Source organism: Nocardiopsis sp. CC223A, from assembly GCF_030766825.1.
Classification (GTDB): Bacteria; Actinomycetota; Actinomycetes; order Streptosporangiales; family Streptosporangiaceae; genus Nocardiopsis.
The window spans coordinates 1-13,648 of record NZ_JASFDV010000123.1 but is presented as its reverse complement, the minus strand read 5'-3'; the positions used below and the strand labels follow the sequence as shown (position 1 = coordinate 13,648).

Sequence of the window (13,648 nt, the reverse complement as noted above, 5' to 3'; positions counted from 1 at the left end):
GCTCGGGCAGGCGGCGGGCGGCGGCCTCGGCGCGGTCGCGGACCTGGGCGCGGGCGGCGTCGAGCTGCTCGTCGGGAACGCCCCGGGCCCGGTCGCCCAGCTCGATCTGGCGGCGCACCGTGATCATGTCGTCGATGGCGGCGGCGCGCACGTCCTCGGCCAGGACGCGGTCGGCGCGGGCGTTCCGCCAGGCGCCGATGTGGCGTTCGTGGTCGGCCAGGGTCCAGGCCAGGACCTCCAGGTCGCGCAGCTCCGAGGCGATGAGGACGCGCAGGTGGTCCAGGGCGCGCAGGGAGCTGTCGAGGTCGGCGCGGACGGTGGAGAGGCCGTGTTCGTCGGCGGCCCCGCGCAGCCGGGCGCGGATGCCCAGGAGTTCGGTGCGGGCGGCGTCGGCGGCCCCGGCGGCGGTGTCGTGGGCGCGGCGGGCCGCGGCCGTGTCGGCGCGGGCGATGTCCAGGGCGGCCCAGGCGCGGATGAGCGGGGCCGGGTCGGGCAGGTCGCGGGCGACCTCCAGGAGTTCGGCGTAGGAGTTCTCCAGCCCCCAGCGCCGCTCCCCCGCCTCGGCGAGCAGGGCCTCGGCGATGGCGATGCGGCGGTCGGTGTTGGCGGACTGGCGGTCGCGTGCGCGTTTGCGGGCGGCCTCGCCGATGTACTCGGGTTCGCTCTTGAAGTGGGCGCCGGAGGCGACGCCGAGCCGCCAGGCGCCGGACGTGGACATGGAGCTGACGGTGGCGACGGAGTCGTCGCGGCGGTGCTTGGCCTCGCCGCCCTCCGGGGAGCCGGGGGCGGCGCCGGTCTCCGGGATCAGGGCGATGGAGGCGAGCAGGGCGCGCAGGGAGTCGTGGCCCACGCCCCGGTCCGGGACCGCCACCGGGACGAGGACGTCCAGGAGGGTGCGGCCCTTGGCCGGGCGGGCCGGGGTGAGCATGAGGTCCCGGGTGGCCGGGTCGTAGAGGCCGCCGTCGGCGCGGATCCACCCGGCGAGCAGGCCCGATGCCTCCAGGGCGGCCTCCAGCCCGGCCTGTTGGCGGGGCGAGAGGCCGTCGGCGAAGTCGACGGCGAGGTAGAGGGGGACGCCCTCGGAGTCCGGCCGCGGGTAGGTGGCCCAGGCCGGGCGGTCCGGGGCGTGTTCGGTGCCGCGGGCGCGGCGGTCGGCGAGTTCGGCGAGTTCGTCGGAGAGCCGGCCCTCCTCGCCGACGGCGAGGTCGCGTCGGGCCCGCAGTTCCTCCAGCAGGGGGTCGACGGCGGCGTGGGCCATGCGGGAGACGGTGGCCGGGACGGAGGCGTCCAGGACGCGCAGGGAGTCGGTGATGGGCAGTTCGACGCTGCCCTCCAACCGGTGGACGGCCTCGCCCAGCGCGTGGGCGTGGCTGGAGTCGCGCAGGCGCGCCGCCCAGGCGCGGACGCCGTCGGCGTAGTCGGCGCTGCGGACGCGCAGGTCGGCGATGGAGGCCTGCTCGCGGTCGTGGGCGTGCTCCAGGACGGCTTCGGCGCTCTCGGCCTCGCTGGTGAGGGCGACCAGGCGGCGGTCGGCGGCGGCCTCGGCGGTGGTGAGGCCGGTGAGCCGGGCGGCCTGGTCGGCGCGTTCGGTGGCGCGCTCGGCGGCGCCGCTGAGGCGGTCGTGCAGGCGGCCCAGGTGCTCGCGCAGTGCGTCGAGGTCGACGCCGTCGACCGGTTCGCGTTCGACCGCCTGCTCCAGTCCCTGGAGGTCCACGCGGGTGGTGCTCTCGCGGGGGGTGTGGACGATGGCGGTGGTGTCGGGGACGGCGCCCAGGAGCTCGGGGTCCAGGCCGGCGGCGGTGGCGGCGCGGGCCGCCTCGGCGTGGGTCTGGCGCAGGGCGTCCAGGGCGCGGCCGATGGCGTCGGTGTCCTCGCCCAGCAGGGCGATGGTGGTGCGCTCGACGCGTTCGGCGTGCTCGGCGGCGACCCAGGAGGCCTCGGCGGCGCGGATGTAGGCGCCGACCGCGGCGTCCAGGGCGCGGCGCTCTCCGGCGGTGGCCGCCCGGGCGGCGCCGCGGGCACCGTCGAGGGTGCCCTCGTCGGCGGAGGCGGTGTCGCGGGTGCGGCGGACCTGGTCGCGCTCTTCTGCGACGCGGCTCTCGGCGGTGATGAGATCGTCGAGTTCGGTGCGCAGCCGGTCGGTCTCGGCGGTGCGGTCGGCGCAGGCGTCCAACTGCTCGCGGACTTCGGCGACGCGGGCGCGCAGGGAGCCGACCAGGTAGGCGCGGTAGTCGTCGAGGAAGGCGGAGACGCCGTCGCCCGCGGCGGTGAGGGCGTCCTTGTCGGTGCGGGCCTGCTCCAGGTCGGCGATGTTGCGGGCGACCTCGTCCAGGACGGACTCGTCCATGGGCGGCAGCGCCTCGGAGAGCACTCCGACGAGTTCGCCCGCCTCCAGGCGGTCGCCGATGGTGGGGCGGCGCAGCCGGTAGAGCAGGTGGATGAGGTTGCGGTAGCGGACGGAATCGTCGATGCCGAAGAGGTCGCGCATCACCCGGGCGCGGTAGGGGACGGCCGAGGTGTAGCAGTTGTCGGCGCCGATCTCCGAGCGCAGGCGGTCGACCGGCTTGGGGCGGCCGTCGACGACGAGGTCGAGGTCGTGGCCGACACGGCGTTCGGTGACGAAGAACACGCAGCGGGGGTCGGCGTCCCCGACCGCCATGACGGCCGCGCCCAGGGTGAGGTGGCGGGGCTCGGGGGCGTCCCCGTCCCCGGCCGGCCCGTCGGCCGCGGCGGCCAGCAGGGCGGAGGCGGTGGCGGCGCCGCGGGCCGCGCCGTCCAGGCCGCGGTCGCCGCGGGCGGTGGTGAACTCCACCCACAGGTAGCCGAGCCGGACCACGGGGGCGCCGTCGGCGGCGCCCTCCGGTCCGTCCGGGGTCTCCTCGGCGGGTTCCTCCGGGCCGCCGAGCAGGTCCGGGCCGGTGTCCTCGGGGTCGGGCAGGCGTCCGGCGCGCGGGTCCTCGGCCATGAGCCAGCGCAGGCTGGTGCGGTTGGTGCCGGTGGTGTCCAGGCGGCGGGTGTCGCCGTCCAGCAGGAACGGCAGGAGCATCTCCAGCGCCTTGGACTTGCCGGCGCCGTTGCGGCCGCGCAGCAGCAGGCGGCCCTCGGCGAATTCGAGGACGTGGTCGTCGTACTGCCAGACGTTGCGGATGCCCGCGCGTTCGAGGCGGTAGCGGGGGGTGGCGGCGGGATCAGCCGTCGCCGTCGTCTCCTGGGTCACCACTGGTCGCGCTCACCTTCTCGTTCGCCACCGCTTGCAGCACGGACGCCACCCGATTCAGGTCGTTCCGGGGGTCGGGGGAGTCTTCTTCCTGACCGGAACCGCTCGTTCGGGCGGGTTGTGTCCGGCTGTCATGGTCATTGTCCTGGATTCGGGGGACGCGATCGTCCGTTTCGGCCCCGTAGCGGGCGGCCGCCGCGGTGAGGCTCCAGGCCCCGGGGGCGCCGCGGAGCAGACCCAGTCCGGTCAGCAGGTCCAGTACCAGGGCGCGCAGCCGGTCGGGGCCGGGGACCTCGGGTCCCGCGGTGCGGGACCACTCGGCGCGTTCGGGGGCGTCCGCGTCGCAGAACACCGCCAGGGCGGCGTCCAGTTCCCGGTCCGGGACGTCGACGGAGGTGACGGGACGGCCCGGGTGCAGGCGGCCGGAGAGGTGCCGGACCAGGGCGAGCGCCACCTGGCCGACGGGGTCGTCGGAGGGGAAGCCGCCGGCCTCGTCCGGCAGGACGAGGGCGACGCCCTCGGCCCGGACCTCGACGTCGCAGCCCAGCAGGTTGGCCAGGGCCGCGGCGGCCCGCCACTGGTGGGCCCAGAGCCGGTCGCGCTGCCGGTCGGGGAGGTCCTCGCGCAGGACGACGGCGGTCTCGGCCAGGAGGCGGCGCAGGGCGACCTCGCCCTGGTTGTCACCGTCGGGGTCGATGGCCGCCGCCGCGGCGAGGAAGGAGTCGGGGTCGTCGACGGCCCTGGGCGGGTGGGCGGCGACCGCGCGGACGATGTGGGTGTGCGGGACCAGTCGGACGTCGGCCAGGGCGTCGGCGCGGTGGTCGGCGATGCGGCCCTCCTCCTCGGTGAGGGCGCCCAGGCCGACCAGGAACTCCAGGGCCGCGCAGTAGGCGCGGCGCTCGCCCAGGCCGCGGGCGGGGTCGGCGTCGATGCCCGCCTCGTAGGCGGCCTCGCGGACCTGTCCGGCCAGCTCGCGGATGCCGAGGGGGCCGGTGTCCTCGACCAGCACCGCCAGGCCCAGCGCCAGGTACGTGTGGGTGCGCGGGGTGAAGGGCGCGCCGGTGGGCCGTGTCAGCGGTGCGGGGGCGCCGGGTCCGCGCTTGACCAGTCGGGCGTGGTCGGCGGCGACGGTCAGGCGGTAGCCCAGGACGCGGTGGAAGCGCTGGGTGAGCCATTCGGCGTGCGAGCGGACGAGGGAGAACTCCGCGGGGTGGGTGCGCTCGGTGAGCAGGGGGCGCGCCATGAGGGCGCGCGCCGCCGCCTGCCGTTCACCGATGAGCGCGGTGTCCTCGCTGTGGATGTCCGACTTCATCACCCCCATGTCCGGGTCCACGGCCGCTCCCGGCCGAGGTCGATCGGTCCCGTGTTCCGGTCGTCGTCATCGCCGTCCTCCCGGACCGCGGGTATCGCCGCGGTCGGCGGATCCACCGCCATCCCCCCGGGCGGGGTCGCCGTCCGCGACCGCCCGTCCGCCTCGTCCCCGGGGTCGCCCCCGTCCGCGGGGTCGCCGGTGGCGTGGTCGGCGTGGGCGCCCGGGACGGCGGCGGTGTTCGGGGAGCCGTGGAGGGCCGGTCGGGCGCCGGGCGGGGCGGCCGCGTCGGGCGCGGTGGTGCGCCGGGCGGCCCTGGGGTCCGGGACCGCGGGGATGCCGTGCGGGGGGGTGGGGGTGTCGTCGTCCGGGGTGGGCAGGGGCAGGCCGCCGGGCGGGGTCGGGGTGTCGTCGCCGGACGCGGCCGGGGCGCCGTCATCGGACGGGGTCGGGGCGTCGTCGCCGGGCGGCGGGGTTCGCGCAGGAGCGAGGGGTTCCAGGAGTTCCGCCGGGATCTCGTGCTGTTCGTACGGGGTCACGCACAGGCGCAGTCCCTGGAGGGTCAGCTCACCGCCCTCGCCCTGGACGACCACCTCGGATCCCGGCGCGGGCACCACGTGCAGGCGCAGGGCGAACTCCAGATCGCCCGCCGCGGTGGGGCCGCGGCCCGCGTCACCGGAGCCGAGCGCGGCGGTGAGGAGCTCCATGAGCACCTCCATGCCCGCGCCGGACAGGTCCAGGTGCGCGCGCGGTCCCGTGGGCCGCGCCAGCAGGGCGCGGACCTGGGCGGCGCCGGTGCGCCGCCAGTGGGCCGACGACTCGGCGGCGTCGCGCAGCCGGGCCTGCTGCGCGCGGTGGTCGCGGACCGGCTCGGGCGGCCGGGTGCCGGGCCGCTCGGTGACGGTGCTGCGGTCGGGTTCGGCCTGCCACCAGCCCGTGGTGGCGGCGACGCTCTCGTCGACCCGCCCCTTCAGGTGGCGGGCCGGGTACAGGGCGTAGGCGGCGGCGGCCAGCGCGTCGGCGCGCCCCGGCTCCGCCTCCTCGAACCACGAGGCCAGGCGCAGCAGTGCGGCGCGGCCGTGGCGTGGCGCCGGCCGTTCGCCACCACTTCGTTCATCGTCCGCGCGGTCATCCGCCCACTGGTTGAGTCCCACACCTCAGCAGGGTAGAGACCTCGGGGACGGCGCACGTCGGGTTCTCCCCCTTCGACCCCTCGAATCACCATCTCTGACCTGGGATTATGGCCGTTTGAGGAACTTTGGCATCATTCTCGCGGGCACCCCGGCCCGAGTGTTCCCGGTCACTCTCGCGCCGGGTACCCGAGCCGACCGCCGTCGGCGCCCTCCAGGGCCCGGCGCACCTCGCCGGTCATGTCCTCGTCGTACTCGGTGATCGTGTAGGTGGTGAAGTAGCGGGTCCCGCCGACGTCGACCGGGTCGCCCAGCTCGACCTCCACCTCGTACGGGTCGTTCTGGCACTCCTGCTCCATGCACCAGGTGCCGAGGAGGTCGCCCTCCCCCCGCGCCCGGTCCTGCGACCACTCGTCCCACTCCATCCCGGAGAAGGTCGTGAACTCGGTGGCGACGTACTCGGTCGGGCTGCGATCGTCGAACCCGTTCTCGTCCCCGTACCGGTTGAGGACGTACGCCCCGGCGTCGTCCGGTGACGCCGGCTCCTGGGGAGCGGTGTCCGGGGCCGCCGCCCCCGGCGCCTCCGCCTGTCCTCCCCCGCACCCGGCGACCGCCGCCGCGACCACCGCGACGGCGACCCGCGGTCCGATGCCCCGCATGACCCCTCCTCGTTGCGACGAGGCCCCCCGGCGTGCGCCGGGGGGCCTCTGGATACCGCTCTTTTCCGTCAACGGGGCGTGGGCCCCGCCGTCACCACCGGGTGGTGATCTAGTTGTAGCCGTTCCCGCCGTCGCGGTCGTGGCTGATGTTGGTGCCCGCCGGGCCGTTGACGCAGTCGCCCGTGGTCTGCGGCGACAGGATCGGCACGTTGGCCCCGACCAGGCCCACCGCCAGCTCGGTGTTGCAGAGCTGGATCGGCACGAGCTGCAGGTTCTGGTTGAACTGCTGGTCGCCACCGTGGGAGGCCGAGGCCGGTGATGCGGCGAGGACCGCACCGAGCGCGATGCCGGCGATCGCACCGGCGATCGAGAACTTGCGCAGCATGGCGGTACCTCCTAGTCGATGTTGGTGCTGACCGGGCCGTTGACGCAGTCGCCGGTGGTCTGCGGCGACAGGATCGGGATGTTGACGCCGGCGATCAGGCCGACGGCGGCGCTGGTGTTGCACAGCTGGACCGGAATGGCCTGAAGGTTCTGGTTGTACTGCTGGTCACCGCCGTGCGAGGCGGAGGCCGGGGCGGCGAACAGCGCGGCACCGAGGGCGATTCCGGCGACGGCGGTGGCCGTGGCGAACTTACGCAGCATTTCGGGATCTCCTAGTCGATGTTGGTGCTGATCGGGCCGTTGACGCAGTCGCCCGTGGTCTGCGGCGACAGGACCGGCACGTTCACGCCGACCAGGCCGACGGCGGCGCTGGTGTTGCACAGCTGGACCGGAATGGCCTGAAGGTTCTGGTTGTACTGCTGGTCGCCACCGTGGGAGGCCGAGGCCGGGGTGGCGGCGAGAACGGCGCCGAGAGCGGCACCCGCGATGAGACCGGCAACGCCGAGCTTACGCAGCATTGAATTACCTTTCGGAAAGATGTGAGGCAAGATCGCAGTCGGACTAATTGCCGGAACTAGCTGATGTTGGTGCCGACGGGGCCGTTCACGCAGTCGCCCGTGGTCTGCGGCGACAGGATCGGCACGGTGACGGCGACCAGGCCGACGCTGCCGGTCAGGTTGCAGGACTGAACCGGCACCAGCTGCAGGTTCTGGTTGAACTGCTGGTCACCGCCGTGCGAAGCGTGCGCGGGAGCTCCGAGGAGGAGCGCGCCCATCGCGGCACCGGCGACCAGGCCAGCAGCGGCCATCTTCTTGATCATGACTTCCCCCGGAAATCGTCGAGGTGTTGACAGAAAAAGACGCAGGCGCTTCTTGCACCTGTGTCGCGGTGGACTGTGGCAATCATCAACGCCCCCCCGTTTTTTGTCAACGCCGAAACCCCCGGAGCGCGATTGTCCACTTTGTCGGGAGAATTCTTTTTGCCGGTCCGACGAATCCTTTTTTTCGTTTCTTTTCCGACACGCCGGCGCGGGGGCGTTACCCCGCCGTGCTCCGCCCGCTATGGATCTGCGACCGGCCGAATCCCGATCACCCTCGGCGACCGAGCCGTAACGACCGGTTCGTCCGCGTTCCGAAGCCGTTGTGTGATCCGGCTCTCATCCGCGTGTTCGGGGTCGGGAAGACCCCGTGAAACACGACGAGGCCCCGGCACCTGATGGTGCCGGGGCCTCGATCCCAGGGTGGCAGGTCAAGGATTCGAACCTTGGAAGGCTAAGCCGACGGATTTACAGTCCGCTCCCATTGGCCGCTCGGGCAACCTGCCTGGGCTGCGACTTCGCGGTTCCGCGCGTCGCATGAACGAGAATAGCGGATGTTCCCCCCGAACCTGAAATCGGTTTCTCGGGCGCGTCCCGGTTCGTCCTTCGAGCACCCCGAACCGGGTCCCCACTAAGCTCTGGGACCATGCCCGCGCCGCCGGCCGGGCTCCGACCGATCGCGCGGGCGTCCCCGGGGCGCCCGCCACCCATGACAGACCCAGCAACGGGGTGTGAGAACGTGGCCGCCGAATCCAGCTTCGACGTCGTGTCCAAACTCGACCGCCAGGAGGTCGACAACGCCCTGAACCAGGCGGGCAAGGAGCTCTCCCAGCGGTTCGACTTCAAGGGCACCGGGACCACCATCTCCTGGCAGGGCGAGGACGGGATCGAGATCCGCAGCACCTCCGAGGAGCGCGCCACGGCCGCCCTGGAGGTCTTCAAGGAGAAGCTGATCAAGCGCAAGCTGTCCCTGAAGATCCTCGACGCCGCCGATGAGCCCAAGATCTCCGGCAAGGAGTACCGCCTGCCGATCGGCCTCAAGGAGGGCATCACCTCCGAGGACGCCAAGAAGATCTCGAAGCTGATCCGCGACGAGGGCCCCAAGGGCGTCAAGGCCCAGATCCAGGGGGACGAGCTGCGCGTCAGCTCCAAGAAGAAGGACGACCTCCAGGCCGTCCAGAACCTCATCAAGGAGAAGGACTTCGACCTGGCCCTCCAGTTCGTGAACTACCGCTGACCCGGCACCGCCGACACGGAACGCGACGCCGCACGGCCGCCCCGAGGGGCGGCCGTCGTGTTCCCCGCCCCGGGCCCGCCCGGCGGCACGCGCCGGCCGGGCGGGCGGACGAGACTGTGGCGGGGCTTTTCGACCAAGCCGAACGGAAAATCGGCCTTCGGGAGGGCAGGCGGCAGCATCCGGGCCGCTCGCGGACCGGATACCGGAGTGGGATAGATCAGGCCGGTACGGGTTGGAGGACGACCTCCCATGCGGGCTCGCGGCCCGAACATCGATCGGCGCCGGCGGACGGCCCCACACCCGATTTTCACGCCTGAGAGGCGTCATCCGCAGGTGAACGGCTGACCCCTATGAGGTCACGGTCGCCCGTCCGGTCGCGTGCAGCGGCTTGCCCGGGCAGGCCGACGAACCCCCTGGAGGACGACCTGTCGGTGTCGGTCGGCCCGTGAGTCGGGCCTGCCGGAGAAGCCACCGCACATCCTCACGGTCAGCCCAGGTCCCAGCCCTTGCGGAGCTCGCGCAGCCGCCGTACCCGCTCCGCGGTGGGCGGGTGGGCGGCGAACAGCCGCCAGGCCCCCGTGGGGAACGGGTTGGTGGTCATCAGGTGCGCCGCGGGGAGCAGCATCCGCTGCCGGGGCAACGGGTGCTCGCGCATGCCCGCCTCCAGCTTGAGCAGGGCCGAGACCAGCGCCTCCGGGTCCCCGGTGGTGCGCGCCGCGTGTTCGTCGGCCCGGAACTCGCTGCGCCGCCCCGCCCCGGCGCGCACCACCAAGAAGGCGACCGGCGCCAGCAGCGCGACCAGCAGCCCGCCCAGCAGCTCCGGGACGTCCATCTCCTCCGAGTCCCCCAGCGGCACCAGGAACGCGACCGCGCTCAGCGCGGCGAGGAGCCCGGTGAGCGTGACGGTCACGGAACCGGCCAGTGTGTCCGCGGCCTTGATGTGCGCCAGCTCGTGGGCGATGACGGTGCGCAGCTCGCGCTCGTCGAGCGTCTCCAGCAGCCCGGTCGTGCAGCACAGTGCGGCCCGGCGGCCGGTCCCGGTCGCGAACGCGTTGGGCGAGCGGATCGGTGACAGGTACAGCCGCGGCATGGGCTGGCGGGCGGCCGTGGCCGTCTCCCGCACCGTCCGGTACAGGTCGGGCTTCTCGATCTCCCCCACCGGCCGGGCCCGCATGGCGCGCAGCGCCAGCGAGTCCCCGAACAGGTGCACCAGGATCCCGGCGGCCACCACCACCGTCACGGCGAACTGGAACCCCTTGCCGGCGGCGCACAACCAGCCCGCGAGGAGGAGGACCGCCGCGACGCCGGCGAACAGGCCGACCGCGCGCGCCGCACCGACGTGCATGCCGCCACCTCCCCGCTCTCTCGTCCCCGTATGCGTACATGGTGATGAACGTGCGGATCAGGGTCCCGCGTTCCCGGTTCGGGCGGCCTCCGCCCGGGCCCCCTCCCCGCGGCGGAGCCCGGTACCGGATCTCGGACACGGCGCCCGCGGCCACCCGCTTTCCGCCCCGCACCCCGGTGTACGTGTGACAATCGCCACCCGACTGCGATTCGCGGCGCTCCGACGACCTATAGTGCGAACGTGGCCCTGATCACTTTCCGCACGAGGCCGCGGACACCGCTCCGCGTCCGCGTGCTCCGGTGCCTCGCCGCGTTCCCCAGGGTTGGCGCACCCGGTGGACGCGGGGGCCGCACTCCCCGTCCGTGCCCTCACAGGACCGGGGGGCCGCCCCGCAGCGGTGCGCCCCGGCCGGAGGGCTGACACTCACAAGCGCCGCCGCCCCGACAACCGGCGGCCGAGGAGGTCGTCGATCTCAGTGTCCAAACAGATCGAACAGCTCGACCGCGTCGTCATCCGCTTCGCCGGGGACTCCGGCGACGGGATGCAGCTGACCGGTGACCGCTTCACCCAGGAAACGGCGGCGTTCGGCAACGACCTGTCGACCCTGCCGAACTTCCCCGCGGAGATCCGTGCGCCCGCCGGGACCCTGCCCGGCGTCTCCAGCTTCCAGCTGCACTTCGCGGACCACGACATCATGACCCCGGGCGACGCCCCCGACGTCCTGGTGGCCATGAACCCGGCGGCGCTGAAGGCCAACCTGGCCGACCTGCCGCGCGGCGCCACCCTGATCGTCAACACCGACGAGTTCACCAAGCGCGCCCTGGCCAAGGTCGGTTTCGCCGTCGACCCGCTCACCGACGGGACCCTGGACGGGTTCAAGGTGAGCGCGGTGCCGCTGACCTCCATGACGGTGGAGGCCCTGAAGGGCCTCGACATCTCCAAGAAGGACGCCGAGCGCGCCAAGAACATGTTCGCGCTGGGCCTGCTGTCGTGGATGTACAACCGTCCGACGGAGGGCACGACGGCCTTCCTGAAGTCCAAGTTCGCCGAGAAGGCGGACATCCTGGAGGCCAACCTCACCGCGTTCCAGGCGGGCTGGAACTTCGGCGAGACCACCGAGGACTTCGCGGTCTCCTACGAGATCAAGCCCGCCCGGCTGCCCGCCGGCACCTACCGCAACATCACCGGGAACCTGGCCACCGCCTACGGGCTCATCGCCGGGTCGCGGCGCTCGGGACTGCCGCTGTTCCTGGGCTCCTACCCGATCACCCCGGCCTCGGACATCCTGCACGAGCTGTCCCGGCACAAGGCGTTCGGGGTGCGCACGTTCCAGGCCGAGGACGAGATCGCCGGCGTGGGCGCCGCCCTCGGTGCGGCCTTCGGCGGCGCACTGGGGGTGACCACCACCTCCGGCCCGGGCATGGTGCTCAAGCAGGAGGCGGTGGGGCTGGCGGTGATGACCGAGCTGCCGCTGGTCATCGTCGACGTGCAGCGGGCCGGGCCGAGCACCGGCATGCCCACCAAGACCGAGCAGGCCGACCTGCTGATGGCGCTCCACGGGCGCAACGGCGAGTCGCCGCTGCCGGTGGTGGCCCCGGCCTCCCCGGCCGACTGCTTCGCGGTGGCGCTGGAGGCGGTGCGGATCGCCGTCACCTACCGGACCCCGGTGATCATGCTCTCCGACGGGTACCTGGCCAACGGCTCGGAGCCGTGGCGGCTGCCGGAGGTGGCCGACCTGCCGGTGATCGAGCCGGGGTTCGCGGCGGAGCCCAACGGCCCCGACGGCTCCTTCCTGCCGTACCTGCGCGACGAGGACACCCTGGCCCGGCCCTGGGCGGTGCCGGGCACCGCCGGGCTGGAGCACCGGATCGGCGGTATCGAGAAGCACGCCGAGTCCGGGGACATCTCCTACACCCCCGCCAACCACGACCTGATGGTGCGCACCCGGCAGGCCAAGGTGGACGCCGTCGCCCGCGGCATCCCCGAGCTGGAGGTGGACGACCCCGGCGGGGAGGCCCGGGTGCTGGTCCTGGGCTGGGGCGGCACCTACGGGTCGATCACCGCGGGCGTGCGCCGGGTGCGCCGCACCGGGCGCCGGGTGGCCCAGGCGCACCTGCGCCACCTCAACCCGTTCCCGGCGAACCTGGGCGAGGTGCTGGGCCGCTACGACCGGGTGGTCGTGCCGGAGATCAACCTGGGGCAGCTGGCCCTGCTGCTGCGCGGCCGGTTCCTGGTCGACGTCATCGGTTACAACGAGGTCCGCGGCCTGCCGTTCAAGGCGGAGGAGTTGGCGGGAGCACTTCAGGAGGTCATCGACCGTGACTGAGCACACGCATGGGGACGGCGGCTTCGCGGGGCTCCGCCTGGTGCCCAAGACCGACACCGCCTACAAGATGAAGGACTTCAAGTCCGACCAGGAGGTGCGCTGGTGCCCCGGATGCGGCGACTACGCGATCCTGGCCGCGTTCCAGTCGTTCCTGCCCCAGCTGGGGGTGCCGCGCGAGAACATCGTGATCGTGTCGGGGATCGGCTGCTCCTCCCGGTTCCCGTACTACCTGAGCACGTACGGGGTCCACTCGATCCACGGCCGCGCCCCGGCGATCGCCACCGGCCTGGCCACCAGCCGCCCCGACCTGTCGGTGTGGGTGGTCACCGGTGACGGCGACGGGCTGTCGATCGGCGGCAACCACCTGATCCACGCCCTGCGCCGCAACGTGAACATCAACGTGCTGCTGTTCAACAACCGGATCTACGGGCTGACCAAGGGGCAGTACTCGCCGACCTCGGAGGCGGGCAAGATCACCAAGTCGTCGCCGGCGGGGTCGCTGGACCACCCGTTCAACCCGGTGTCGCTGGCGTTGGGCGCGGAGGCGACGTTCGTGGCGCGGTCGGTCGACTCCGACCGCAAACACCTGACGTCGGTGCTGCGGGCGGCCGCCGAGCACCCGGGTGCGTCGTTCGTGGAGGTGTACCAGAACTGCCCGATCTTCAACGACGACGCGTTCGAGCCGTTGAAGGAACCGGGGGCCGCGGACACCCGGCTGCTGCGGCTGGAGCACGGCGAGCCGTTGCGCCTGGGCGACGGCCGGGGTGTGGTCGCCGGGGAGTACGGCGGCCTGGAGGTGGTGGACGCGGAATCGGTGGGTGCGGACCGGCTGATCCGGCACGACGCGCACCGGGAGGACCCGGGGTACGCGTTCGCGCTGTCGCGGCTGGACCACCCGGCTTTCGAGCACGTGCCGATCGGGGTGTTCCGGGACGTGCGCCGCCCCGCCTACGACGACCTGGTCAACGAGCAGATCACCGAGGCCCGCGCCGAGCGCGGCGACGGGGAGCTGTCGGCCCTGCTCGCGGGCGGGGACACCTGGACCGTCGAATGACCGCGGTCCTCGACACAGGCCCACGGCCGTAGGGCGTGTGCGGCGGATGCCTTCGTGCGGTTCGGCGCTCGCGCCGAAGGACACGGGCGGCCGCCGGGCGATCTTCCGCACGACGGCGAGCGCAGGCGCCCCCACCGTGCCCTGCCCCGCAGGCTCGGCGGTGTCGCACG

12 protein-coding genes and 1 tRNA gene are annotated in these 13,648 nt (G+C 73.3%); 3 read left to right on the top strand and 10 right to left on the bottom strand.

All coding sequences use genetic code 11. The features are described from left to right. The 9 genes from QJS33_RS29620 to QJS33_RS29580 form a co-directional block, all read right to left on the bottom strand. Positions 1-3,220: exonuclease SbcC (locus QJS33_RS29620; RefSeq protein ID WP_306371373.1), on the bottom strand; the 3,220-nt coding region annotated here is incomplete at its 3' end. After that, a complete protein-coding gene (locus QJS33_RS29615) occupies positions 3,189-4,529 on the bottom strand; it encodes a TIGR02678 family protein (protein WP_306371375.1) in 1,341 nt (446 codons plus the stop codon). The genes QJS33_RS29615 and QJS33_RS29620, both read right to left, overlap by 32 nt. Continuing rightward, positions 4,529-5,680, bottom strand: a complete 1,152-nt coding sequence (locus QJS33_RS29610) for a DUF2397 family protein (protein WP_306371372.1) — start codon at positions 5,678-5,680, stop codon at positions 4,529-4,531. Before QJS33_RS29610 ends, QJS33_RS29615 begins: the two co-directional genes overlap by 1 nt. A 146-nt stretch (positions 5,681-5,826) precedes the next feature. Further along, positions 5,827-6,315, bottom strand: coding sequence for a hypothetical protein (locus QJS33_RS29605; protein ID WP_306371371.1), 489 nt, complete (start codon positions 6,313-6,315; stop codon positions 5,827-5,829). 109 nt (positions 6,316-6,424) lie between these two features. After that, positions 6,425-6,700, bottom strand: a complete 276-nt coding sequence (locus QJS33_RS29600; protein ID WP_306371370.1) for a hypothetical protein — start codon at positions 6,698-6,700, stop codon at positions 6,425-6,427. 11 nt (positions 6,701-6,711) lie between these two features. Continuing rightward, positions 6,712-6,960, bottom strand: coding sequence for a hypothetical protein (locus QJS33_RS29595; protein ID WP_306371369.1), 249 nt, complete (start codon positions 6,958-6,960; stop codon positions 6,712-6,714). A gap of 11 nt (positions 6,961-6,971) precedes the next feature. Beyond that, positions 6,972-7,217, bottom strand: a complete 246-nt coding sequence (locus QJS33_RS29590) for a hypothetical protein (protein WP_306371368.1) — start codon at positions 7,215-7,217, stop codon at positions 6,972-6,974. Positions 7,218-7,273: 56 nt separating this feature from the next. Next, on the bottom strand, positions 7,274-7,519 hold the full coding sequence (locus tag QJS33_RS29585; RefSeq protein WP_306371367.1) for a hypothetical protein: 246 nt from the start codon (positions 7,517-7,519) through the stop codon (positions 7,274-7,276). 421 nt (positions 7,520-7,940) lie between these two features. Continuing rightward, positions 7,941-8,022: transfer RNA gene (locus QJS33_RS29580), tRNA-Tyr, on the bottom strand. Between the two features lie 233 nt (positions 8,023-8,255). Here QJS33_RS29580 and QJS33_RS29575 point away from each other — a divergent pair. Next, positions 8,256-8,753, top strand: coding sequence for a YajQ family cyclic di-GMP-binding protein (locus QJS33_RS29575; RefSeq protein WP_306371366.1), 498 nt, complete (start codon positions 8,256-8,258; stop codon positions 8,751-8,753). A gap of 487 nt (positions 8,754-9,240) precedes the next feature. On the opposite strand, the gene QJS33_RS29570 is transcribed toward QJS33_RS29575, so the two are convergent. After that, positions 9,241-10,098, bottom strand: coding sequence for a M48 family metalloprotease (locus QJS33_RS29570; RefSeq protein WP_306371365.1), 858 nt, complete (start codon positions 10,096-10,098; stop codon positions 9,241-9,243). A 475-nt stretch (positions 10,099-10,573) separates the two neighbouring features. On the opposite strand from QJS33_RS29570, the gene QJS33_RS29565 reads away from it, so the two are divergent. Both QJS33_RS29565 and QJS33_RS29560 read left to right on the top strand, forming a co-directional pair. Further along, positions 10,574-12,424: a 2-oxoacid:acceptor oxidoreductase subunit alpha gene (locus tag QJS33_RS29565; RefSeq protein WP_306371364.1), complete on the top strand. Its 1,851-nt coding sequence runs from the start codon at positions 10,574-10,576 to the stop codon at positions 12,422-12,424. A 67-nt stretch (positions 12,425-12,491) separates the two neighbouring features. Next, entirely contained in the window at positions 12,492-13,478 is a 987-nt protein-coding gene (locus QJS33_RS29560; RefSeq protein ID WP_306371374.1) for a 2-oxoacid:ferredoxin oxidoreductase subunit beta, read from the top strand. Positions 13,479-13,648: the final 170 nt, after the last annotated feature.

What these genes read in the sequence shown, in the direction of transcription:
- QJS33_RS29615 (WP_306371375.1), bottom strand. Translation starts at nt 4,529, where the DNA reads ATGAAGTCGGACATCCACAGCGAGGACACCGCGCTCATCGGTGAACGG.
- QJS33_RS29570 (WP_306371365.1), bottom strand. Translation starts at nt 10,098, where the DNA reads ATGCACGTCGGTGCGGCGCGCGCGGTCGGCCTGTTCGCCGGCGTCGCG.
- QJS33_RS29560 (WP_306371374.1), top strand. Translation starts at nt 12,492, where the DNA reads ATGAAGGACTTCAAGTCCGACCAGGAGGTGCGCTGGTGCCCCGGATGC.
- QJS33_RS29585 (WP_306371367.1), bottom strand. Translation starts at nt 7,519, where the DNA reads ATGATCAAGAAGATGGCCGCTGCTGGCCTGGTCGCCGGTGCCGCGATG.
- QJS33_RS29600 (WP_306371370.1), bottom strand. Translation starts at nt 6,700, where the DNA reads ATGCTGCGCAAGTTCTCGATCGCCGGTGCGATCGCCGGCATCGCGCTC.
- QJS33_RS29590 (WP_306371368.1), bottom strand. Translation starts at nt 7,217, where the DNA reads ATGCTGCGTAAGCTCGGCGTTGCCGGTCTCATCGCGGGTGCCGCTCTC.
- QJS33_RS29595 (WP_306371369.1), bottom strand. Translation starts at nt 6,960, where the DNA reads ATGCTGCGTAAGTTCGCCACGGCCACCGCCGTCGCCGGAATCGCCCTC.
- QJS33_RS29605 (WP_306371371.1), bottom strand. Translation starts at nt 6,315, where the DNA reads ATGCGGGGCATCGGACCGCGGGTCGCCGTCGCGGTGGTCGCGGCGGCG.